This is a genomic window from Pseudomonadota bacterium, from assembly GCA_016711215.1.
Lineage (GTDB): Bacteria > Myxococcota_A > Polyangia.
The window spans coordinates 698,522-718,732 of sequence record JADJTL010000002.1; the positions used below are offsets into that span (position 1 = coordinate 698,522).

At 70.4% G+C, this 20,211-nt stretch carries 18 protein-coding genes and 2 pseudogenes; 5 read left to right on the forward strand and 15 right to left on the reverse strand.

Translation table 11 applies throughout. The features are described 5' to 3' along the window. Position 1 precedes the first annotated feature (1 nt). From IPL40_07855 to IPL40_07870, 4 genes are read right to left on the reverse strand one after another with little or no spacing between them, the layout of a single operon-like run. Positions 2 to 574: an NADP oxidoreductase gene (locus IPL40_07855; GenBank protein ID MBK8481078.1), complete on the reverse strand. Its 573-nt coding sequence runs from the start codon at positions 572 to 574 to the stop codon at positions 2 to 4. Next, positions 571 to 1,290, reverse strand: a complete 720-nt coding sequence (gene hoxU / locus IPL40_07860) for a bidirectional hydrogenase complex protein HoxU (GenBank protein ID MBK8481079.1) — start codon at positions 1,288 to 1,290, stop codon at positions 571 to 573. The genes IPL40_07855 and hoxU overlap by 4 nt, the downstream gene beginning before the upstream one ends. Then, on the reverse strand, positions 1,287 to 2,933 hold the full coding sequence (locus IPL40_07865; protein MBK8481080.1) for an NADH-quinone oxidoreductase subunit L: 1,647 nt from the start codon (positions 2,931 to 2,933) through the stop codon (positions 1,287 to 1,289). The genes hoxU and IPL40_07865 overlap by 4 nt, the downstream gene beginning before the upstream one ends. After that, positions 2,930 to 3,457 carry an NAD(P)H-dependent oxidoreductase subunit E gene (locus tag IPL40_07870; protein MBK8481081.1) on the reverse strand — a complete coding sequence of 176 codons (528 nt, stop codon included), beginning with the start codon at positions 3,455 to 3,457 and terminating at the stop codon, positions 2,930 to 2,932. Before IPL40_07870 ends, IPL40_07865 begins: the two co-directional genes overlap by 4 nt. Before the next feature lie 413 nt (positions 3,458 to 3,870). On the opposite strand from IPL40_07870, the gene IPL40_07875 reads away from it, so the two are divergent. Next, on the forward strand, positions 3,871 to 5,556 hold the full coding sequence (locus tag IPL40_07875; protein ID MBK8481082.1) for a hypothetical protein: 1,686 nt from the start codon (positions 3,871 to 3,873) through the stop codon (positions 5,554 to 5,556). Positions 5,557 to 5,577: 21 nt separating this feature from the next. Here the strand turns inward: IPL40_07875 and IPL40_07880 are convergent, their stop codons facing one another. Then, complete coding sequence (locus IPL40_07880; protein MBK8481083.1) at positions 5,578 to 5,832, reverse strand: zf-HC2 domain-containing protein; 255 nt, start codon at positions 5,830 to 5,832, stop codon at positions 5,578 to 5,580. Next, positions 5,832 to 6,515, reverse strand: a complete 684-nt coding sequence (locus tag IPL40_07885) for a sigma-70 family RNA polymerase sigma factor (GenBank protein ID MBK8481084.1) — start codon at positions 6,513 to 6,515, stop codon at positions 5,832 to 5,834. The genes IPL40_07880 and IPL40_07885 overlap by 1 nt, the downstream gene beginning before the upstream one ends. A 230-nt stretch (positions 6,516 to 6,745) precedes the next feature. On the opposite strand from IPL40_07885, the gene IPL40_07890 reads away from it, so the two are divergent. From IPL40_07890 to IPL40_07900, 3 genes are all read left to right on the forward strand, one after another. After that, positions 6,746 to 7,078, forward strand: a complete 333-nt coding sequence (locus tag IPL40_07890; protein MBK8481085.1) for a hypothetical protein — start codon at positions 6,746 to 6,748, stop codon at positions 7,076 to 7,078. Between the two features lie 197 nt (positions 7,079 to 7,275). After that, positions 7,276 to 8,985, forward strand: a complete 1,710-nt coding sequence (locus IPL40_07895; GenBank protein ID MBK8481086.1) for a DUF692 family protein — start codon at positions 7,276 to 7,278, stop codon at positions 8,983 to 8,985. Positions 8,986 to 9,048: 63 nt separating this feature from the next. Continuing rightward, entirely contained in the window at positions 9,049 to 9,741 is a 693-nt protein-coding gene (locus IPL40_07900; GenBank protein MBK8481087.1) for a YceI family protein, read from the forward strand. Positions 9,742 to 9,784: 43 nt separating this feature from the next. Here IPL40_07900 and IPL40_07905 read toward each other — a convergent pair whose 3' ends face one another. The 8 genes and pseudogenes from IPL40_07905 to IPL40_07940 form a co-directional block, all read right to left on the reverse strand. Beyond that, entirely contained in the window at positions 9,785 to 10,450 is a 666-nt protein-coding gene (locus IPL40_07905) for an HAD family hydrolase (protein MBK8481088.1), read from the reverse strand. Next, positions 10,447 to 11,430: a hypothetical protein gene (locus IPL40_07910; GenBank protein MBK8481089.1), complete on the reverse strand. Its 984-nt coding sequence runs from the start codon at positions 11,428 to 11,430 to the stop codon at positions 10,447 to 10,449. The genes IPL40_07905 and IPL40_07910 overlap by 4 nt, the downstream gene beginning before the upstream one ends. A gap of 131 nt (positions 11,431 to 11,561) precedes the next feature. Continuing rightward, positions 11,562 to 12,182, reverse strand: coding sequence for a methyltransferase domain-containing protein (locus IPL40_07915; protein MBK8481090.1), 621 nt, complete (start codon positions 12,180 to 12,182; stop codon positions 11,562 to 11,564). Between the two features lie 5 nt (positions 12,183 to 12,187). Then, positions 12,188 to 13,664 (reverse strand): annotated as a pseudogene (gene glpK, locus IPL40_07920) (glycerol kinase GlpK). A gap of 31 nt (positions 13,665 to 13,695) precedes the next feature. After that, positions 13,696 to 14,178, reverse strand: a complete 483-nt coding sequence (locus tag IPL40_07925) for a GNAT family N-acetyltransferase (GenBank protein MBK8481091.1) — start codon at positions 14,176 to 14,178, stop codon at positions 13,696 to 13,698. A 26-nt stretch (positions 14,179 to 14,204) separates the two neighbouring features. Beyond that, entirely contained in the window at positions 14,205 to 15,218 is a 1,014-nt protein-coding gene (locus IPL40_07930; GenBank protein MBK8481092.1) for a D-alanine--D-alanine ligase, read from the reverse strand. A gap of 129 nt (positions 15,219 to 15,347) precedes the next feature. Next, positions 15,348 to 16,316: pseudogene (locus tag IPL40_07935) on the reverse strand (D-alanine--D-alanine ligase). A 70-nt stretch (positions 16,317 to 16,386) separates the two neighbouring features. Continuing rightward, on the reverse strand, positions 16,387 to 17,712 hold the full coding sequence (locus IPL40_07940) for a KamA family radical SAM protein (protein ID MBK8481093.1): 1,326 nt from the start codon (positions 17,710 to 17,712) through the stop codon (positions 16,387 to 16,389). A 258-nt stretch (positions 17,713 to 17,970) separates the two neighbouring features. Between IPL40_07940 and IPL40_07945 the strand changes: the two genes are divergently transcribed. Next, the gene (locus IPL40_07945) at positions 17,971 to 19,266 is read left to right on the forward strand and encodes a sigma 54-dependent Fis family transcriptional regulator (GenBank protein ID MBK8481094.1); all 1,296 of its coding nucleotides are present in this window, start codon (positions 17,971 to 17,973) and stop codon (positions 19,264 to 19,266) included. A 36-nt stretch (positions 19,267 to 19,302) separates the two neighbouring features. On the opposite strand, the gene IPL40_07950 is transcribed toward IPL40_07945, so the two are convergent. Then, the gene (locus tag IPL40_07950; GenBank protein ID MBK8481095.1) at positions 19,303 to 20,181 is read right to left on the reverse strand and encodes a GGDEF domain-containing protein; all 879 of its coding nucleotides are present in this window, start codon (positions 20,179 to 20,181) and stop codon (positions 19,303 to 19,305) included. Between the last annotated feature and the right edge of the window lie 30 nt (positions 20,182 to 20,211).

A 20,211-nucleotide genomic window follows, 5' to 3' on the forward strand; every position in this document is an offset into this window, starting at 1 on the left:
CTCAACCGAACCTCCGCGTCAGCTCCGGCGTGCGTCCCTCGAGCAACGCCACCACCAGGTCGAAGATGCGGTCGGCGGCGGGCGGACAGCCCTGCAGAAAGTGATCGACCCTGACGAGCTCGTGCAGCGGTCGCACGCGGGGGAGCAGCCGCGGCACGACGCCATCGCCGCCCAGGGGTAGACCGGCGACCACCGTCGCCGACTGACGATAGACGCAGTCGAGCACGTCCTCGACCGCGAAGAGGTTGCGCATCGCCGTGACGTTGCCGGTGACGGCGCAGTCGCCGAAGGCGACCAGCACCTTGCTCCGCGCGCGCACGCGCAGCAGCACCTCGAGGTTATCCTCGTTGGCGACCGCACCCTCGACCAGCGTGATGTCGGCCGGGGGGAAGTCCTTGAAGTCGGTCAGCGGCGAGGCGCCGAGCTCGACGCGCTCGGCCAGCGCGAGCAGTCGCTCGTCGAGATCGAGGAAAGACATATGGCAGCCAGAACAGCCGCCGAGCCAGACCGTCGCCAGGCGGGGTTTCCCCGCGCGGTTCACGCTCGCCGGTGCTGCGCTTGTTTGCGCGCTCATTTGCGAATCCATTGGTGCTGCGCGCGGGCGGTGACGATGTACTGCAGGAAGGCGCGGTTCTTGGTCATCTCGCCGACGCTCGAGCCCTTGGCGAAGAGCGCGCCGGTCGGGCAGACCTGGACGCACTTTCCGCAGCTGGTGCAGCTCTCAGCGGAACCCCAGCTCTGGCCCAGATCGGCGATCAGGCGCAAGCTGGCGCCGCGCCCGGCGACATCCCAGGTATGCGCCCCCTCGACCTCATCGCAGACGCGCATGCAGCGCCGGCAGAAGACGCAGCGGTTGAGGTCGAGCGCGAAGCGCGGGTGGCTGGCGTCGACCTGACGGCGCGGGTGTTGATAGCTGACGCGAACGTGGTCGATCCCCAGGCTCGTCGCCAGGTCCTGCAGCTCGCAGTGACCGTTGGAGACGCAGACCGCGCAGACGTGGTTGCCCTCGGCGAAGAGCAGCTCGACGATCAGCTTGCGATGGGCGTGCAGCCGGGCGCTGTCGGTGCGCACGACCATCCCCTCCTCGACCTCGGTCATGCAGGCGGGCTGCAGCCGCGGGCGCTCGTCGATCTCGACCAGACAGAGGCGACAGGCGCCGAGCTCGGAGAGGCCGCCGATGTGGCAGAGGCGCGGGATCTGGATGCCGGCCTCCCAGGCGGCGCCGAAAACCGACGTGCCTGCCACGCCCGTCACCATCTTGCCGTCAATGGTCAGCGTCTTGACGCTCATGCGCGCTCCGTCGCGGCGTCGGCCGCCGGGCTCGCCGTGTCCCGCCGCAGGCCGCGCTCGAGTTCCTCGGGAAAGTAGCGCAGCACGCTCAGCACCGGGTTGGGCGCCGTCTGCCCCAGGCCGCAGAGGCTCGTTTCGCGCAGCAGCGTCGCCAGCTCCTTGAGCAGCACGAGGTCTTGCGCGTTGGCCGTCCCCGCGCAGAAGCGCTCCAGGAGCTCATGCATCTGCACCGTGCCGGCGCGGCAGGGGACGCATTTGCCGCACGATTCGTCGCGGCAGAACTCCATGAAGTAGCGCGCCACGTCGAGCATGCTCGTGGCCTCGTCCATCACGATCAGGCCGCCCGAGCCCATCATCGAGCCCGCGCCGACCAGTGATTCGTAGTCGACGGGTAGATCGAGCAGCCGCTCCGGGATGAAGCCGCCGCTGGGGCCGCCGGTCTGGATCGCCTTGACGCGGCCCCCGTCGGCGACGCCACCGGCCATCGCGTAGACGATCGTGCGCAGCGGCGTGCCCATCGGCACCTCGACGAGGCCGGTATGCGTCGTCTTGCCGGCGACGGCGAAGACCTTGGTGCCCTTGCTCCGCTCCGTGCCGATGCCCGCGAACCAGGCCCCGCCCTCGCGGAGGATCGGCGCGACGTTGGCGAAGGTCTCGACGTTGTTGATCAGCGTCGGCTGGCCCCAGAGGCCCTTCTCCGGCGGATAGGGCGGCCGCGGCCGGGGCTCACCGCGCCCCCCTTCGATGGAGGCGATCAGCGCCGTCTCCTCGCCGCAGACGAAGGCGCCCGCGCCGATGCGTAGGTCGACGCGGAAGCGGAACGCGCTGTCGAGCACGCGCGGCCCCAGCAGCCCCTCGCGCTCGGCCTGGCGAATGGCGCCCTGGAGGCGCTGAATCGCCAGCGCGTACTCGCCGCGGACATAGATGAAGCCATGGCTCGCGCCGACGGCGTAGCCCGCGATCGCCATGCCCTCGAGCACGCGATGGGGATCGCCCTCGAGCACGCTGCGGTCCATGAAGGCCCCGGGGTCGCCCTCGTCGGCGTTGCAGACGACGTACTTGGTCGTTCCGGGCTGTTTGGCGACGAGCTCCCACTTGACCCCCGTCGGGTAGCCGGCGCCGCCGCGCCCGCGCAGGCCGCTGGTCCGCAGCTCCAACAGCACCTCTTGGGGGGAGCGCTCCGAGACGGCGTGAGCGAGCGCGCCGTAGCCGCCCACCGCGAGGTAGGTGTCCAAGCGCTCGGGATCGACGCGCCCCGCGTTCTCCAGCACGATGCGCCGCTGATGCGCGAAGAAGGGGTGACTCGCAGTATCGATCCTCCTGGCGGCGAGCGCGGCTTCGGCGGCCGCGTCCCCCTGCAGCAGCAGGCCGGCCTCGCCCGGCTCGAGCTCGTGGAAGAGGGCGCCATCGGAGTCGCGGCGAACCAGCGGCCCGCGGCTACAGAGGCCGAGGCAACCGGTGCCCTCGACGGAGACCTGCTCGGCCAGGCCCCTGGCCTCGACCTCGGCGACGAGCGCGCGCTTCAGGCCATCGGCTCCGCAGGAGAGGCAGCCGGCGGCGGTGCAGCAGTGCAGCCCTTCGCGAAACCCCTGCTGCCGCTCGAGCTCGGCCGCGCCCCGTTCGTTGCGCTCCTCGGGCGTCATGCTGGAAGTCCGATCGCGTCGAGCGCCACCTCGAGCTGGGCGGGGGTTACGCGCGGCAGGATGCGGCCGTCGACCACCACGGCCGGTGCCAGGCCGCAGGAGCCGATGCAGCGCGCCGATTGGACGCTGAACTGCGCTGGCCCCTCGTCGTCGGCGTCCTTCGCCGCAGCGCAGGCACAGCGGCGGCGCTCGAGGGTCTCGAGCAGCTGCGGTGCGCCCGCCACGTAGCAGGCGGTGCCCAGACAGACCACGGCCGTATGTTGCGCTTTGGGTTCGAGCGAGAAGAAGTTGTAGAAGGTGGCGACGCCGAGCACCCGGCTCGGTGGCAGCTTGAGTTTGAGGGCCACCTCGCGCAGCAGCTCGGGACTGAGGTGTCCGAAGAGCTCTTGCGCCGTGTGCAACACCTCGATCAGCGCGTGGCCAGCATAGCCCTGGCGCGACATCGCGCGCTCGAAGAACTTCTGCCGGTTGTCCCTGACTCCGCCTGCGGCGAGCTCGGCGGTGTTGCGGAGGGGGCGTGTCATCGAGCCTCCAGCGCTCGCGTCGAGTGGGCCGCGCGAGCGGCGACGAGCATAGCGCCTACGGGGCTTTTTGTCCCGGCCCGCCCGTGCCCCGGCCGCCCTGCGTGCGGGAAGCTCGCGCCGCCCTGGCTAGCGCGCTCGCCAGCTCGCCCTGAGCCCCCTTTCTGGCGTGAACCAGGCGCACTCTCGCGAGCTTAGCGGATCCGGCTGGGGATCCGGCCGGCACGCGCCGACGGTCGGTGAGTTGGCCGCCTTGAGCACATAACTAACTGTGATTGCTTTGTTCATCGATTGGACCAGCGATTGCATATCCAGGGAGGAGCAGTGGCCGGCGAAGGCGCGGGGAGCGCAGCCGGCTCCAACCCATGGCCCCGCGGCACGACCAAGCGACGTGCGCGGCGGCTCAGGAGGTCGCCATGATCAGGCGAGCAAGTGGCAAAGGCTGGCGCGGGAGTGTGGCCCTGATCGGTCTCGTGTCGCTGGTTGCGGTGCAGCTTGGCTGCAGCAACGACGACAACGAGATCGAGCCCTACGGCTTCACCACCCTGAACATGCTCGAGTTCGAGACTCGAGAGGTCATGTTCCGCTACTCGAACGACGCCAACCTGCCCGTCGGCAACGCCAAGCTGCGCTGCGACCTCAAGGGCTTCAGCAACGGCGCGTTGCTCGATCGCCGCGTCACCCTGACCGATGCCAGCGGCGTCGGTCGGCTGACGATCAAGGCCAAGTACGCCAGCACCTTTCGCATCGAATGCGACGCCGAGGATGCGCGCGAGAAGGTGTCGATCGCCGTCTACGTCGCCAAGGAGTTCGGCGGCCGCCTGCGGGTGGTCATCTCGCGCAACTCCGCCGCACAGGCGCTGACGGCGCAGGTGATGGTCGTGGAGAATCTCCCCTGTGTCGCCTTCGACCCGCTGCGGCCGCCGGCGCCAAGCGGTGACATCCCGAACGCGAACGTGCCGGGCGTGCCCCTCGACGCCAACGCCGCGACGCTCAACTTCGTCGGACTGCGTCCGAGCGTGGTCTACTCGGTGGTGGCGATTGGCAAGCTCGGCGAGCAGATCGTGGCCGGCGGCTGTCGCGACCAGCTCTCGATGAACCAGGACCAGATCGATCGCACGACGCCGCTGACGACCACGGTCGAGCTCGAGGATTTCGTCGCCGTGCCGCCCGACCCGAGCGCGCTCGTCCTGACGACGCTCTTCGACTTCCAGCCGGTCGTGCTGCGCGGCCTCGGGGGCCTGCTCGAGCGGATGTCTGACGGGGTCAACGACCCCGCCGACTATCTCCTGATGCGCATGCAGCTACGCGACAACAACGGGCTGATGGGCAAGCTGCTGGCTGCCTACCGCTCGGAGGTGGCGACCTTGCTGGCACGCGACGCCACCGCCAGCGCCAACCGCATGAGTCTGCGGCGCATCGCGACCTCGCTGCAGAACGCCAGCAACATCCAGCTCCATACGACGATGCTGATTCGCGATGAGCTGACGCAGGACAACGGCACACCGCGCGGCCAGCTGACGGCGACGCATAAGTTCTTCAAGTTCACGGCCGATCTCGGCGCTGGGACGCAGCGCGACTTCTTCCTGCGCGACGGACAGCGCGTCTTCGGGGGCACCACGCTGCCGCGCCTCGAGGCGACCACGACGATCACGCTGCAGCAGGCGGACCGCATCAGCATCGCGCCCCATGAGCTGACCTTGCCAATCGCCGACGCGATCCTCGGCAACCTGCTGCTCGAGCAGTTCGGTACCGCTCGCTTCGATCAGGTGATCCAGCAGTCCGTGCAGTGCAGCAACGTCGCGACGGTCGTCGATCGGTGGATCAACTCGAACGTCGTCCGGCTGCAGAACATCATTGGCCTGGGCGTCAGCGCGCTGACCCGCATCTTCATCTCGGGGCTCTGCGAGGACGCGATCCAGGACGTGGCGTTGGAGGTCCAGCAGGAGCTGATGCGCGATCTGCAGGCCGCCCGCATCGATGAGACGCTGAAGCTCGAGGGCTCTGCCGGCGTCCTGCGCGCCGCCGACGGTCGCACGATCGACCGCCTCAATGCCGGCTCCTGGGTCGGGATCGGCTCCTTCTCCGGCCGCCGCCAGTAGCAGGCCGCCCCGCGGCGGCGCTCAGTCGCTCTCGCGGGGCCGCAGGCTGCGGAGGCGCGCGCAGAGCTCGTCGCGCATCTCGGCTGGCATCCTCTCCGCGGGCAGCTCGCTAAGCGTTCGGCGGAGCGCCTGAATCGTCAGGCGCATCTGCCGCAAGTAGCGGCGGCACGACCTGCATAGCGCGAGGTGCATGCGGAAACGCAGGCGCTGCCCGAAGGACATGCGCCCTTCGAGGTAGTCGGTGATGACCTCGGTCAGCTCCTTGCAAGTCAGCATCAGGTATTCGATCCGTCGTAGTAGGTCTCGAGCGCGCCGCGCAGCTTCGCGCGCGCCCGGTGCAGCAGCACCCGCTGATTAGTCTCGCTGACGCCAAGAACGCTACAGACTTCGTCGCTGTCACAGCCCTCGAGGTCGCGCAGCGAGACCACCGCGCACTGCTGTGGGGGCAGCTCCTTCAGCGCCTGCTCGAGCCGCTCGAGGGCGGCGTGGCGCAGCAGCAGCCGCTCGGGCGTCTCGTCCTCCCAGCGCCGCGGTCCTCGGCTCCAATGCCCGTTGGCGTCGAAGCGCTGCGGGTCGACCGCGGGCTCTCCCTCCTCGTCGACAGCATCGAAGGCAGAGAAGGGGAGCGAGCGCCCCTCGCGCGCGCCGCGCGTACGCGCGCGATTGCTGAGGATGCGAAAGATCCAGGTCTTGAGGCTCGAGCGCCCCTCGAAACGCTCCAGTCCGTCGAGGACGGCAACCCAGGTCTCCTGGACGACCTCCTCGGCGACGGCGCGGCTCGCGACAAAGGCGGAGGCGAGGCGCAAGAGCGGCCCTTGAAAGCGCTCCAGGAGCTCGACGAAGGCTGCCTCGTCGCGCGCCCGCAGCCGGCTGATCAGCGCCTGATCGGCGGGCGACAGGTTGGGCGCAGCCGCGGCCTGCGTGAGGCCCGGGTCCTCGGCTTCGCCCTCGGCATGCATCTCGCCACCCCCGCGATAGCTCGCGCCTCGCGCCTCATCGAAGGGCCCCTCGAAGGTCTGAGGTCGCCAACGCTAGCACCGGGCCAGCCGCAGTGCACGTCCGCCGCGGTCGGTCAGCGGGCTGAGGCTGTAACGTTTCGCCGCCGCGCTGGACTGTGAAGGGTCAGCAACACGATGCGGCCGCAGCGAGCGCAAGACGCCGCCGGCCCGAAAAGAAAAGGAGCTTCCTCATGTCACTGCGACCCAATGCCCCACGCAGCACGCTCGCGCGCAAGACCCTCTCGCTGGGCAGCCTCGCCATGGGCCTCAGCCTGGGCGGCCTGGGCCTCAGCCTCGGTGGCTGCGCCTCGACCCAAAGCCAGGCCAAGTCAACGCCGGCCGCGGCGGCCAAGGGCGCCGAGCAAAGCTGCGGCAAGGGTGCTGGAATGCAGGGCGCCCCCGGCAAGGGCGGCGAGAAGAGCTGCGGGCAGGGTAGCTGCGGTGCGAGCAAGGACAAGAAGGGCGGCGAAATGGGCGGCGAAAAGGGCGGCGAAAAGAGCTGCGGCCAAAGCAGCTGCGGCTAGGGTGGCTGCCGCTTGAGCCCTGCCATCACCGAGGGGCAGCGCGCGCTGCCCCTGACACGCCCCTCGGTGGGTGCCATGCGTTGGCGCGGCCAAAGTAGGTACGGCCTGCTGGGCCGGCCTGTTGGTGCCGGCCTGTTGGGCCGGCCTTTGGGTGCGGCCTGTTGGTGCCGGCGGGCCGCGCCCAGGGGAGAGGGAAGATGGCAGGCTCCAGGCCTCGGCGACACGATCACGCGGTGACCCTGCGTCGGGGCGTCGGCGCCTTCGGGGTCGGGCTTCGTCGCCCGCACTTCGAGCAGCTCGAGCAACTTACGCAGGCCGTCGACTTCGTCGAGATCGTCAGCGAGAATTTCTTTCGCTTCGGCGGCAGGCCGCGCCAGGTGCTCGAGTCGCTACGCGGGCGGCTGCCGATCATCCCGCATGGTGTAGGCCTCTCGATCGGTGGTCCCGATCCGCTCAGCGAGCGCTACCTCGACGATCTCGACGCCCTGCTGCGTTGGCTCGACCCGCCCTGGTTCTCCGACCACCTGAGCTACTCGTCGGCCTTCGGCGTCGAGTATCACGATCTGATCCCGCTGCCCTTCACCGAGCAGGCCGTGCGCCAGGTCGTGCAGCGGATCCAGCAGGTCCAGCGACGCTTGGGCCGACCCTTCATGCTGGAGAACCCCTCCTACTACCTCCGCATGCCCGGCGCTGAGATGACCGAGGCGGAGTTTCTGACCGAGGTCGTCGAGCGCGCGGACTGCGGGCTCCTGCTCGACGTCAACAACGTCTACGTCAACGCGACGAACCATCGCTATGACGCCGCCGCGTTCATCGACGCGATGCCCACGGACCGCGTCTGGCAGCTACACATGGCCGGGCATGACGCGAGCGGCGAGTTCCTCGTCGACACGCACGGGTCGGCGATCGTGCCCGCCGTGCTGCAGCTCTACGAGCATACGCTGCGACGGCTCGGCCCGACCTGGACGCTGGTCGAGTGGGACCATGACGTTCCGCCGCTCGCGCTGCTCTTGGCGGAGAGCGAGCGCCTATGCGTCACGGCCAGCCGAATCCTCGCGGAACCGCCGGCGGGCGCGGCCCATGCGAGCCCCGCGCCGACGCTCGCGCCTCCCAAGGCCGGGCACGGTCCACCGCCCGACGCCCAGCGCTCGATGCAGACGATGCACGCGCTGCTGCGCGGCCAGACTAGCGCTGAAGCGGCCGCCGCGGTGCTCGGTGCGCCGCTCGTGCGCCTGCGCGCTTACCAGCGCTTCGTGCGGGCGCATGTGCAAGGCGTCCTCGACAAAAACTACCCGACGCTGCGAGCCTTGCTCGGTGAAGCGCGCTGGCAGCCGCTCTGCGCCGCGTACTTTGCTCAGGTCCCCGCGCAGGAAGCCGAGCTCAACGCCGCGGCCGAGCAGCTCCCGGCCTTCATCGAAGCGCAGCTCGCGGCGGGCGCAAGCGCGCTGACTGCCTTCCACGCCGAGCTGGCCCTGGTCGAGTGGGAGGAGTTCGCTGCCTACGTCGACCCCGCGCGCATTCCGGCGCCCGGCGAGCTGCAGCACCTCGCGCTCAACCCGACCTTGCGCGCGTTGCAGCTCCGCCACGCAGTCGGCAGCTTTCTCGCCGACTGGCGCGCCTGGGAGCGCGGCGAGCGGGCGGCTGCTCCCCCAGAGCCCGACGCCACGACCGCAGGCGAGACGGTCTTCGTGCTGCGTGATCCGATCACCCAGGGCTATCGGACCTGTGTCGCGGACGCCGCGTTGCTCTTGGCGTTCAAGGCGGCGCACGATCAATTGACCGTGCCGGCCGCAGCGGCGCTCGCGGGCGTCGATCAGGGCCGCGTCGAGCGGGCCCTCGCCGAGGCCACGGCGCTCGGTGTGCTCGTGGCGCCAACCACCGCACCTGCCGAAGGGCCTGAGGCCTAATGCCTCGGGCCGCATGCCTCGGGCCTAAGCGACAAGCCTAATCGAGCAGCAAGGAGTACTGCGATGCGAAGCAAGAAGGGTGCGCCGGCGCTGCTGGCGCTGGCGGCGTTGTGGACGCTCGGCCTCGCTCCGGCGCAGGCCACGGCGGGCGCCAAGGGGGTGGTCTGGAAGCTCGATACCGTGCATTCCTCCGTGGGCTTCGCTGTCCGACACCTCGGGCTGAGCACGGTTCGCGGCCACTTCGAGGCCTTCGCCGCCGAGGTGCAGGCGGAGGCGCTCACCGGCAAGATCACGGCCCTGCGTGCCACGGCGCAGACCGCCACGATCAACACGGGCAACGCGCGGCGGGATGCGCACCTGAAGAGCGATGACTTCTTCAACGCGCCGGCCTATCCAACGCTGAGGCTCGAGCTTCGTCGCATCAACTGGAAGGGCACCGACTTCGAGGTGCTGGTCGACCTGACGATCCGGGACGTCAGCAAGCCCGTCGTCTTCAAGGGCTCGCTGATCGGCACTCACGACGTCGATTTTGGCGATGGGCGCCAGCGTCGCGCGGGCTATAGTGCGGAGGCGACAATCGACCGGCATGCCTTCGGGCTCAAGTTCGGCAAGCTCGCGGAGGGCGTTGCCGTCGTCGGTGCGCAGGTCAAGATCCAGATCGATCTGCAAATCTCGCGCAGGTTGGGCGCGACGCCCAGTCCCAGCGCGAGTCCCAGCGCCACTCCCACGGTGAGTCGTCTCGGCAAGAAGGGCTAACAGCCCGGCGATCTATTGCTCCCGTCCGACCCGGCAGGTCCTCTCAGAGCCAGGCGAGGAGCTCGTCGAGCTGGTCGATGGTGGCGTCGGCAGGGTGACGGAGGCCGAGCATGAAGACGCCGGCGGCGCGCGTGGCCCCGCGGTCGCTGGCTGAGTCGCCGACGTAGACGGCCTCTGCAGCCGCGACGCCGAGGCGGCTGAGCGCGAGCTGCACGAGCGCGGGGCTGGGCTTCTCAGGCGCCTCGCCGGCCGCCGCGGTGGCCTCGAGCAGCGGCGCGAGGCCCTGCGTCGAGAGGACCTCACGCGCGAGCTGCAGCGGCGTGTTGGTGACGACGGCGCGGCGTAGGCCGCGCTCACCGAGCGCCTGTAACAGCGTCAGCGCGCCCGGCATAAGGCGCAGCTCAGCGAGCTGCTGCGGAAAGGTCTCGGCGTAAAACGCGCTCACGCGCGCCACCGAACACCCAGGAAAGTAGTCGCGTTGATCGGCGTCGGGTCCCTGGCCGAAGGTGCGCGCGAAGGTCTCGAAGTCGACGACGTGCCCACCGTAGCGCTGGGCCCCGAGCACGACCACGCGATGCCAGGCGCGGGCCGAGTCGATCAACACCCCATCGAGGTCGAAGAGCACGGCGCGCAGCCTGGGAGGCCAGCCGCGCGCGGCTGCGGCTGCCGGCCCCGCATCCCGCGCGAGCGGCGCGGCAGGCGTGCTCATGGCTTGGCGCTGGCGCCTGCGCGAGTGCCAAGCGCCAGGGGTGGTCGCGACGGCAGCTCGCGCGCGCCGCCGGCCGCCCAGCGATAGGTGGGAAAGAAGCTGTACTCGTCGCAGTTGTGTCGCGCGTAGAAGTCGACCACGTCGCGCCAGCCCGCGGGATCCTCCAGCGTCTTGCGCAGCGTATCCCAGGGCAGCACGCGGCAGGGCTGCAGCTCCGCGAAGGTATGCCCCGCGCTCGTGCGCTCGGCCATTCGCAGGCGCGGCGGATCGAGGCGGCTGACGTAGTAGTAGCTGAGGGCCGGGAGCTGCATCACCTCGACCCGCTCGACGACGAGGCTATTGGCGTTGCGCAGCAGGCACTCGCTGCGAAACACCTGCTGCCGAGGCTTGAGCGCCAGGGCATTGTGCTCGATCGCCGCCTTGTTCTGGCAGGCGCCGGCCACGCGCGTGTCGATCCGATAGGCCAGGTAGTGCGGGGTGCGATTGGTGATGCTGAGCACGAGGTGCGGTGCCCGCATTCCCTGGCCCTCGGCCCCGACCCAAAGCCGTTTCGTCTGCAGCTGCAGCTTCAGCGAAGGCGTCAAGAGGACGCGCCGGCCCGCGAGCTCTTCCTCGCTGCTCAGCTCGGCGGCTGCGGGAAAGGCCGCGCGCATCGCTTCCGGGTCGGTCTTCGGCAGGTGGTACTCGACGCAGTCGGCCTCGAGCTGGGCGTGGAAGTAGCTCAGCTTGTAGCGGTAGGAGCTGACGGCCTCGCTCTCGGCGTCAGCCGGACCGGGTCGCGGCTGGGGCAGGGGGCTGTTATCGGTCAGCGCCCAGGCGATGCTGATCAGCATGATCCCGAGACTGAGCACACCCCAGGCGAGGCCGACTTGCCGTGGCGTCACCCCTGACCACAGCTCCGCGACGAGCCGCGCCAGGTCCCGCGCGCGGTCCAGGCTGCTGGGAGGCTGGTCGGACGCGTCAAGCTTCAGCGCGGCCATGAATCACTCGCTTCGATCGAAGATGATGCGCCGACGATAGCCGCAAGCATGCTCGGTGAGCAACTGGCCGCCGCTCGATCCGGACGCCGCCCTATCGGTCGCCGCGCGGGCGGCGCCCTGCCCACCTTGCGTTAGCCGGCCAGCGGCCCGACCGTCAGCGGCGGCAGCGACGCCGGCGCGACGGCGCTGGTGCCGCTCTCCCAGGATGGTGTGAGCGCGTGCGAGCGCCGCCGGCCGCGGGTCAGCAGGGGTCCCGCGGCGCCCCGTGGCCAGTGCTGCTCGATGTCCTCGAGGGCAGCGTTGAGCAGCAGCGCGGTAAAGTCCTCGGGCGTCAGGCCGGCGGCGACGGGCAGGCGCAGTCGCCGCGCCCAGGCGCGCCAGCGGGGCAGCGCCGCCTGCGCGACGATCAGCGCGCCGCCCGGTCGGAGCACGCGACGGGCCTCGGCGACGAGGGCCGCCGTCTGCTCGCCGCGCTGGGCCGAAAAGAGCACGACCGCGGCGCAGCGTCCCGGCGCCAGCGGCAGCGCGGCGGCGCCAGCGACGCGGAAGCACGCAATATGCGCAGCCTGCCGCGCCCGACGCCGCGCCGGGCGGCGCAGCGCGCCCCAGAGCAGACCGGGCAGCAAGCGCTCCAGGGCGAGCGCCAACGCCAGCGGTCCCAGCACCAGCACTGGAGCGCGATCGAGCCCGGTCGGCACGACGACCTGCGCTCGCAGCTCGCGGGCCAAGGCCCGCCAAGGGAGGGAGGACATCGGGGCTAGGCGCGCGTCACGGCGCGGCGCCAGTCCGCCAGGCGCGCGGCGCGCTCCGCGCTCGCCGCCTCCGGCTCAAAGGTTCGTTCGGCTTGCCACGCCGCGGCGATCGCCCCCTGGTCGGACCACACACCCGTGGCCAGCCCAGCGAGCAACGCCGCGCCCAGGGCCGTGGTCTCGGTGATCGCTGGCCGCACCAGCGGGTGTCCGAGCAAGTCGGCCTGGAGCTGCATCAACAGGTCATTGGCTGCCGCGCCGCCGTCGACGCGGAAGCTGCCTAGCGCGGCCCCGAGATCGCCCGCCATCGCCTCCGCGAGCTCGCAGATCTGGTAGGCGATGCCCTCGAGCGTGGCGCGCGCCAGGTGCGCCGCCGTCGTTCCCCGGCTCAGCCCGCTGATCACCCCGCGTGCCTCCGGGCGCCAGTGGTGCGCCGAGCCCGACGAGCGCGGGCACGAAGATCACGCCGCCGCTGTCGGGCACGCTGCGGGCGAGCGCCTCGATCTCCTCAGCATGGGCGATCAGCCCCAGGCCGTCGCGCAGCCACTGAACCGCCGCCCCCGCGATGAAGGCGCTGCCCTCGAGCGCGTAGCTGACCTCTTCGCCGAGGCGCCAGGCGACGGTCGTGAGCAGCCCGTGTTGCGAGGGCACCGGCCGCGCGCCCGTGTTGACCAGAAGAAAGGCTCCCGTGCCGTAGGTGCACTTGGCGTCGCCGCGCGCGAAGCAGGCCTGGCCGAAGAGCGCCGCCTGTTGGTCGCCCGCTGCCCCCGCCACCGGAATGCCGTCGGGGAGCCCCGGCACGCCTTGCGTCAGCCCATAGACCTCCGACGAGCTGCGCACGGAGGGCAGCAGGGCCTCGGGGATAGCGAGCGGGGCCAGCAGCTCGGGCTCCCAGCGCAGCCCCTCCAGGTCGAAGAGCAGGGTGCGCGAGGCGTTGCTCGGATCGGTGACGTGCACCGCCCCGCCGGTGAGCTGCCAGATCAGATAACTGTCGACGGTGCCGAAGGCGAGCTCGCCGCGCTGCGCGCGGCTACGTTGTGGATCGTAGCGGTCGAGCAACCAGGCGAGCTTGGTGCCGGAGAAATAGGGGTCGAGCAGCAGCCCCGTGCGCCGGCGATAGAGGGGCTCCAAGCCCGCCGCGCGCAGCTCGGCGCAGCGCTCGGCGGTCCGTCGGTCCTGCCACACGATCGCGTGGTGCAGGGCCTCGCCGCTCGCGCGCTCCCACAGCAGCGTGGTCTCGCGTTGGTTGGTCACGCCGATGGCGGCGATCGTTCGCGCGGCACAGCCGGACGCGGGCAACGCCCGCGCCAGCGCCGCGCCGACCGTCTGCCAGATCGCGCGCGGGTCATGTTCGACCCAACCCGGTCGGGGGAAGCGCTGCGGCAGCTCCTCGGTGGCCTTCGCGAGCACGCGCAGGGCCTCGTCGATGACCAGCACCGTCGTCCCCGTCGTCCCCTGATCAATCGCTACCACGCAGCGCGCCATGCGCTCGTCCCCCTCTCGGTCGCAGGCGCGCTCAGACCGCGCGCACGTAGACGAGCTTGTCGTCGCCCGGGGCGTAGAACTCGGCCAGCCGCGCCTCCAGGGCGTAGCCGGCGCCGCTGTAGAAGCCGCGGGTCGGCTCGTAGCGCGGCTGCGACGAGGTCTCGATGTAGACGCGGCGTCCGCCGCTCGCCGCGATGCGCGCCTCGGCCTCGCGCAGCAGCCAACGCCCGATGCCCTGGCCGCGCCAGCGCTCATCGATCGCGATCCAGTACAAGTCGTAGCTGCCCAGCGTGCAGGCGATCGGGCCGAAGCAGGCATAGCCCAAGCTGGCGCCCTCGCGATCGGCGAAGAGAAACTCGTAGCCGCTGGCGGCGCCCCGTCCGAGGCGCTCCTGCACCAGCTCGACGGCGACGTCGATCTCGTCGGGGCGAAAGAAACCGGTCGAGGTGACGATCGCGCGCACGCCCTCGAGGTCGGCGGGGCGCGGGGCCTCGCGGAGCACAATCCCCGCCAGGCCGGCGCTGGCTGGAGCAGCGGCGCTCACCTCGCGCCGCCCGGGCGCGCCGGCGCCCGCCCGCCAGCGGCGACGATGCGCTCGATCATCGCGTCGAAGCTCAGTCCGGAGCGAGCGGCAGCCGCGGCGAAGCCGGCGTCCGGCGAGAGGCAGGGGTTGGCGTTGATCTCCAGCACCCAGGGGCGCCCCGCCGCGTCGACCCGGAAGTCGACGCGCGCGTAGCCGCCGAGCCCGAAGAGCGCCCAGCAGCGGCGCGCCAGGTCGCTCAGCGCCGTCAGCAAGGGCGCATCCCCCTCCGGGAAGTCGAAGCGGCGCGGCGTGTGGTGATATGCATGCGAGCTGCTGTCCCACTTGGCGCGGTAGTCGACGATGTGCGGCTCGCCGAGAGCGAAGTCCTCGAAGAGGATCTCCGCCGGTGGCAGCAGCGCGCAGCTCGTCGCGTCGTCAGGCGCCGCCAGCAGGGCCAGGTTGAACTCGCGCCCCTCGATGAAGCGCTCCGCGAAGAGCGCCAGCCCGACCGCAGCGGCCCGCGCCGCGAGGGCGTGACGCAGCTCGTCGGCGCTGACCACGTCGACCAAGGCGCCCCGGTCGAGACCCACCGAGCCGTGCTCCGCGATCGGCTTGAGCAGGTAGCGCGCGGCCGGCAGCGCGACGCCCCGCGTGAGCTCGGACGCCGCGAACCAAGGGGGCGTGGGAACGCCGGCGGCGGCCAGCAGGCGCTTGGCGACCAGCTTGTCAGAGGTCTGAAAGATCGCGCTTGCGGCGCAGCCGGTGTAGGGCACCCCGAGGGTGTCGAGCATCGTGGGCACGAGGTGCACCAGGCGCTCCCGCTGAGCCAGGGACTCGACGAGGTTGAAGACCAGCCGCGGCTGCAGCCGCGCGACTTCTTGCTCGAGCGCCCCGAGGTCGAGCCCCACTGCTCGCGTTTGATTGGCGATCCCGCCCGCCCGCAGGGCTGCAGCGACCGCCTCGGCCTGGACGAGCGCGTCCTGCTCGTCGGTGCGCGCCGAGGGCGGGAGCGCGTCGTGAAGAATCAGCACGGGTCCACCAGCCGCTGGCGTCGGCGCTGCAGCGCTCGCGGCGCTGGCGCCAGGCCTCGCTGCTGCTGGCGCCGCTGATCGGCCGAGGTGCCAGGCCCCATCGCCGGCCCCGTCGCGCCCCGGGTCGCGCACGCGTTCGCTGGCCGAGGCGACGATTCGGCCGATCAGCGCCTCGTAGCTCAGGCCAGCGAGCTGGCAGACGATCGGCAGGTCGGAGTGCGAGGGGTGCAACCCGGGGAGCGGGTTCGCCTCGATGATCTGCCAGCCTCCCGCGGCGTCCTGGCGCAGATCGACGCGCCCGCCATCGCGGCAGCCGAGGCCTCGGTAGGCCGCCAGCGCGAGTCGTGCGGCCTGCGCGGCGTCGTCGTCACTGGCCAGGCGGTACTGGCAGAGCTCCTCGCAGAGCTCCTTGTTCTGGTAGGTGTAGGCGCCCGGTTCAGCGCCGGCGAGCAAGGCGACCTCGAGCACCCCGATGACCTCGGCGCGCGGCCCTGTCCCGAGCACGCCGACGGTAACCTCGCGCCCCGGCAGGTAGGGCTCGACGAGCACCGGCTGCGCGAAGTCGACCAAGAGCCGCTTGCAAACGCGGGCCAGCGCCGCCGCGTCGTCGGCGCGTGAGTCCGGCCCCACGCCCTTGCTCGAACCCTCGTGCAGCGGCTTGGCGAAGACGGGAAAGGGCAGCCCGAGGCGCTCTAGATCGCGCTCCTCTGCGATCACCACGAAGGGCGTCGTCGGCAGGCCGAGGTCGCGCAGCACGCGCTTCGCCGCGGCCTTGTCGAGCGTCAGCGCGCAGACCAGGGGGTCGCCAAAGGTGGCCGGAACGCCGTAGGCATCGAGCAGCGCGGGCACCAGCGCCTCGCGGCCGCGGCCGCCGCAGCTCTCGGCGAGGTTGAAGACCAGATCCCAGCGCGCCCCTGCGAGGAGCCGCTGCATCAGCTCGACGGCCCCGCCGATGCGCTCGACCGCGTGACCGTGCGCCGCGACTGCGCTGGCGATCGCCTCGATGGTGCTGCCGCGATCGAACTCCGCGACGGCGGCTTCGGTCCAGCCCCGCGCCAGGTAGTCATCGCGCAGGTCGTAGGTCAGCCCGATCTGCATCGCCTCAGCCCGCCCTATCTCTGGCCCGCTCTAGCGCTGGCGCGCGCGAGCCGCGCCAGCGCCAGCCGCCTCAATCGTTGCCGGGCGGCAGGGGGTCAGGATAACGGTAGGTGTCGCCCTTGAAGTTGCGCAGCACCAGCTCGTCGCCGTCGCGGCCCACCACGTAGTCGGGCGTCAGCGGGATCTTGCCGCCGCCGCCCGGCGCATCGATGACGAAGGCCGGTACGCAGTAGCCCGAGGTGTGGCCGCGCAACCCCTCCATCACGCGTAGCCCCGTCTCTACCGGCGTGCGGAAGTGGCTGGAGCCCGCGATCGGATCCGCCTGGTAGATGTAATAGGGGCGGACGCGGATGCGGACCAATCCGCGCATCAGCGTCTTCATCGTCTCGGGGTCGTCATTGATGCCGCGCGAGAGCACTGTCTGGCTGCCCAGCGGGATGCCCGCGTCAGCCAGCCGACCGCAGGACTGGGCGACCTCGGGGGTCAGCTCGGTCGGGTGCATGGCGTGGACGCTGATGAAGAGCGGATGGTACCGGCGCAGCATCGCGCAGAGCGCGGGCGTGATGCGCTGCGGAAGCACGACGGGGACCTTGCTACCGATGCGAATCAGCTCCAGGTGCGGAATCGCGCGCAGCCTCGAGATCAGCCACTCGAGCCGGTCGTCGCCCATCGTCAGCGGGTCGCCGCCAGAGATCAGCACGTCGCGGATCTGGGGCGTCGCCGCGATGTAGTCGATGGCGCGCTGGAACTGAGCGTTGTTGAAGTGATACTCGCCGGTCTTGCCGACCAGCCGAGCGCGCGTGCAGTAACGGCAGTAGGTCGCGCAGAAGCTGGTGACGAGGAAGAGCACGCGATCCGGGTAGCGATGCACCAGCCCCGGTACGGGCATGGCGTGATCCTCACCGAGCGGATCGGTGAGCTCGCCCGGGCTGACGACGAACTCGCCGCCGACGGGCACCATCGTCCGCCGCAGCGGATCGCGCGCGTCGTCGGGGTCCATCAGGGCGGCGTAGTAGGGTGTGATGCCGACGGGCAGCCGCTCGCCGAGGCGCGCCAACGCCCCGCTCTCGTCCTCGGAGAGCCGGAAGATGCGCTCCAGCTCCTCCCGATCGCGGATGCGGTGCCGGAGCTGCCACTTCCAGTCGGTCCAGTCGGCGTCGCTGACCGCGGGAAAGGCCCGTTCGCGGAAGGCGCGTGCCTTGTCGCCAATGAAAAACCCCGCGCCAGAGGCTGCGGGGTCGACGGCGGCGAGCGCGGGGCGACGGCTGCGCCCCTTTTGCCCGCGAGCAATGGTAAGCGGCGCCTGCAGCGGGTCGGGGTCGGCGTCATCGTCGCCGGCAGGTCGCTTCTGTTGCACGGGGCTCGTGCGTAGAGCATTGAGGGTCCGCGAGCGCATCATGACCATGGTGGCTGTTCTTCCCTTAAGCGCGGCTACCGGGGGATTGAGCGCACGCACAGCTCGCGCCGGCTGCAGGAGCTGCGTCGGAAATTGGTCGATCCAATCGGCATGCACCCTTGATCGCGAATATACTGCTAGCCGATCGGCGCGCAAGTTGTTTTGAGGCTTGCTCCAGGGCAAGCGAGGCAGGGGGGCGAAGCGGTGGAGGCTCTGGACTACGCTGAGGAGACGCGGCAGCTGACGCCTGACGCGCGGATGCTGCACCTGCGCCAATACAAGCTGGTGGTGCTCAACGGCCAAGAGCGCGGGCGGGAGGTCGTGGTGACCCACGACGCGCTCGGCATCGGCAAGGCGCCCGACAACGGTCTGGTGCTCAGCGATGATGCGATCTCGCGCCAGCATTGCGAGATTATCTGGGAGCCGCGCGGCTATCTGCTGCGCGACCTGCAGTCGACCAACGGCACCCGGCTCAACGGCGCCGAGGTGCGCGAAGCGTACCTGACCAGCGGAGCGGTGATCGGCATCGGCGCGATCGACCTGCGCTTTCGCCTGGCGGAGCGCCGCATCGAGATCCTGCCGAGCGAGCACGAACGGCTCGGCGAGCTGGTGGGCCGCAGTCTGGCGATGCGTGAGATCTTCGGCCTGATCGAGCAGATCGCGCCGACCGATGCCACCGTGCTGATCGCCGGCGAGACGGGGACCGGCAAGGACCTCGTCGCGCGCACGCTGCATCGACTGAGCCCGCGCGCTGCCGGCCCCTTCGTCGTCGTCGACTGCGGCGCGGTCAGCGGCTCCTTGATCGAGTCGGAGCTCTTCGGCCATGAGAAGGGCTCGTTCACCGGCGCCACGGCGGCGCGGCTGGGCGCCTTCGAGCAGGCCAACGGCGGGACGATCTTTCTCGACGAATTGGGCGAGCTGAGTCTCGAGCTGCAGCCCAAGCTGCTGCGCGTGCTCGAGCAGCGCGAGTTCCGCCGCGTGGGTGGAAATAGGCCGATCCACGTCGACATCCGCGTGTTGGCCGCGACGCGCAAGAACCTGCGCGCCGAGGTCGAGCAGGGCAACTTCCGCGAGGATCTCTTCTTCCGCCTCTCGGTGGTCCCGCTCTATGTCCCAGCGCTGCGCGAGCGCAAGCAGGACATCCCGCTGCTGGTCGCCGAGTTCGAGCGGCAATTCGCGGCCGGTGCCGGCGCCGTGCCGCCCGAGGCGCTCGAGATGATGCTCAATCACGATTGGCCGGGCAACGTGCGCGAGCTGCGCAATGTCTTCGAGCGCGGGATCTACTTCTCGAAGCAACTGGGTGCCGACGCCTTCGGCCTCACCGATCTCGTACCCTTCGGCTCGACCGCGCTGCCGGTGGCGCACGATCTCAGCTTCGATCCGCAGGCCTCCTACGGCGCCAACAAGCAGCACTGGAATGATGAGCTCGAGCGCCGCTACGTGGCCTGGCTGCTGCAGCGCACCAACGGCAACCTGACCCGCGCCGCGCGCGAGGCCGAGATGGATCGCAAGCATCTGCGCAAGCTGCTGCGCAAATACGGCGTGCGCGGCTGATCGCCGCCCGGTGCGGCGGCGGCGGCGGGCCCCTGCTCAGCCGACGACGCAGTTGCGGCCGGCGCGCTTGGCCTTGTAGAGGTTACCGTCGGCGCGCTTGATGAACGAGTGCACGTCGATCGTCTCACCTTCGATCGTCGCGACGCCGACGCTGGCGGTGACGTTGATCAGCTCGCCCTCGAATTCGACGGGATCGGTGCCAACCAGCCGGCGCAGCTGCTCGCCGAACTCGAGCGCGCCGATGTGGCCAGCCTCCGGGAGCACGACCACGAACTCCTCGCCGCCGTAGCGCGCGATCACCTCCTCGCGGCGGACCCGGCCATGGATCCGCCGAATCAGCTCGCGCAGCACATGATCACCCGTCAGGTGGCCGTGGTTGTCGTTGACCGCCTTGAAGTGATCGAGGTCGAACATCACGAGCGAGAGCGGTCGCTGATAGCGGACGCAGCGCGCCACCTCGCGCTCGAGGTAGTCGAGGAGGAAGCGCTTGTTGTGCGCGTCGGTCAGCGCATCGACGATCGTCATCCGATAGATCGCCTCGTGGTAGTCGGACTCGATGTTGCCGCCGAGCAGGAACTTGAAGATCGTGTTGCCGACCTGGACGAGGTCGCTGTTGCGCAGGGCCTGCCGCTTGACGGGGCGCTCATTGACGTAGGTGCCGTTGGTGCTGTCGAGGTCCTCGATCAGCACCTGATCGCCCTCCTTGCGCAGCCAGACGTGTTGGCGCGAGACGCAGTCGAGGTCGATCTGGATGTGGCAGTCTTGGCCGCGGCCGATGTACATGCTGCTGTCGCCGAGGGGGAAGCGCTTACCCATCAGCGGGCCTGGCGGATAGATCAGGACGAGGCAGGCCTCACCGGCCAGCGCCTCGGGCAGCTTGACAGCCGTGATCCTGGTTTTCCACTCTTCGGCCATCGACTGAACCGTCACCCCGCTCGCAGCATG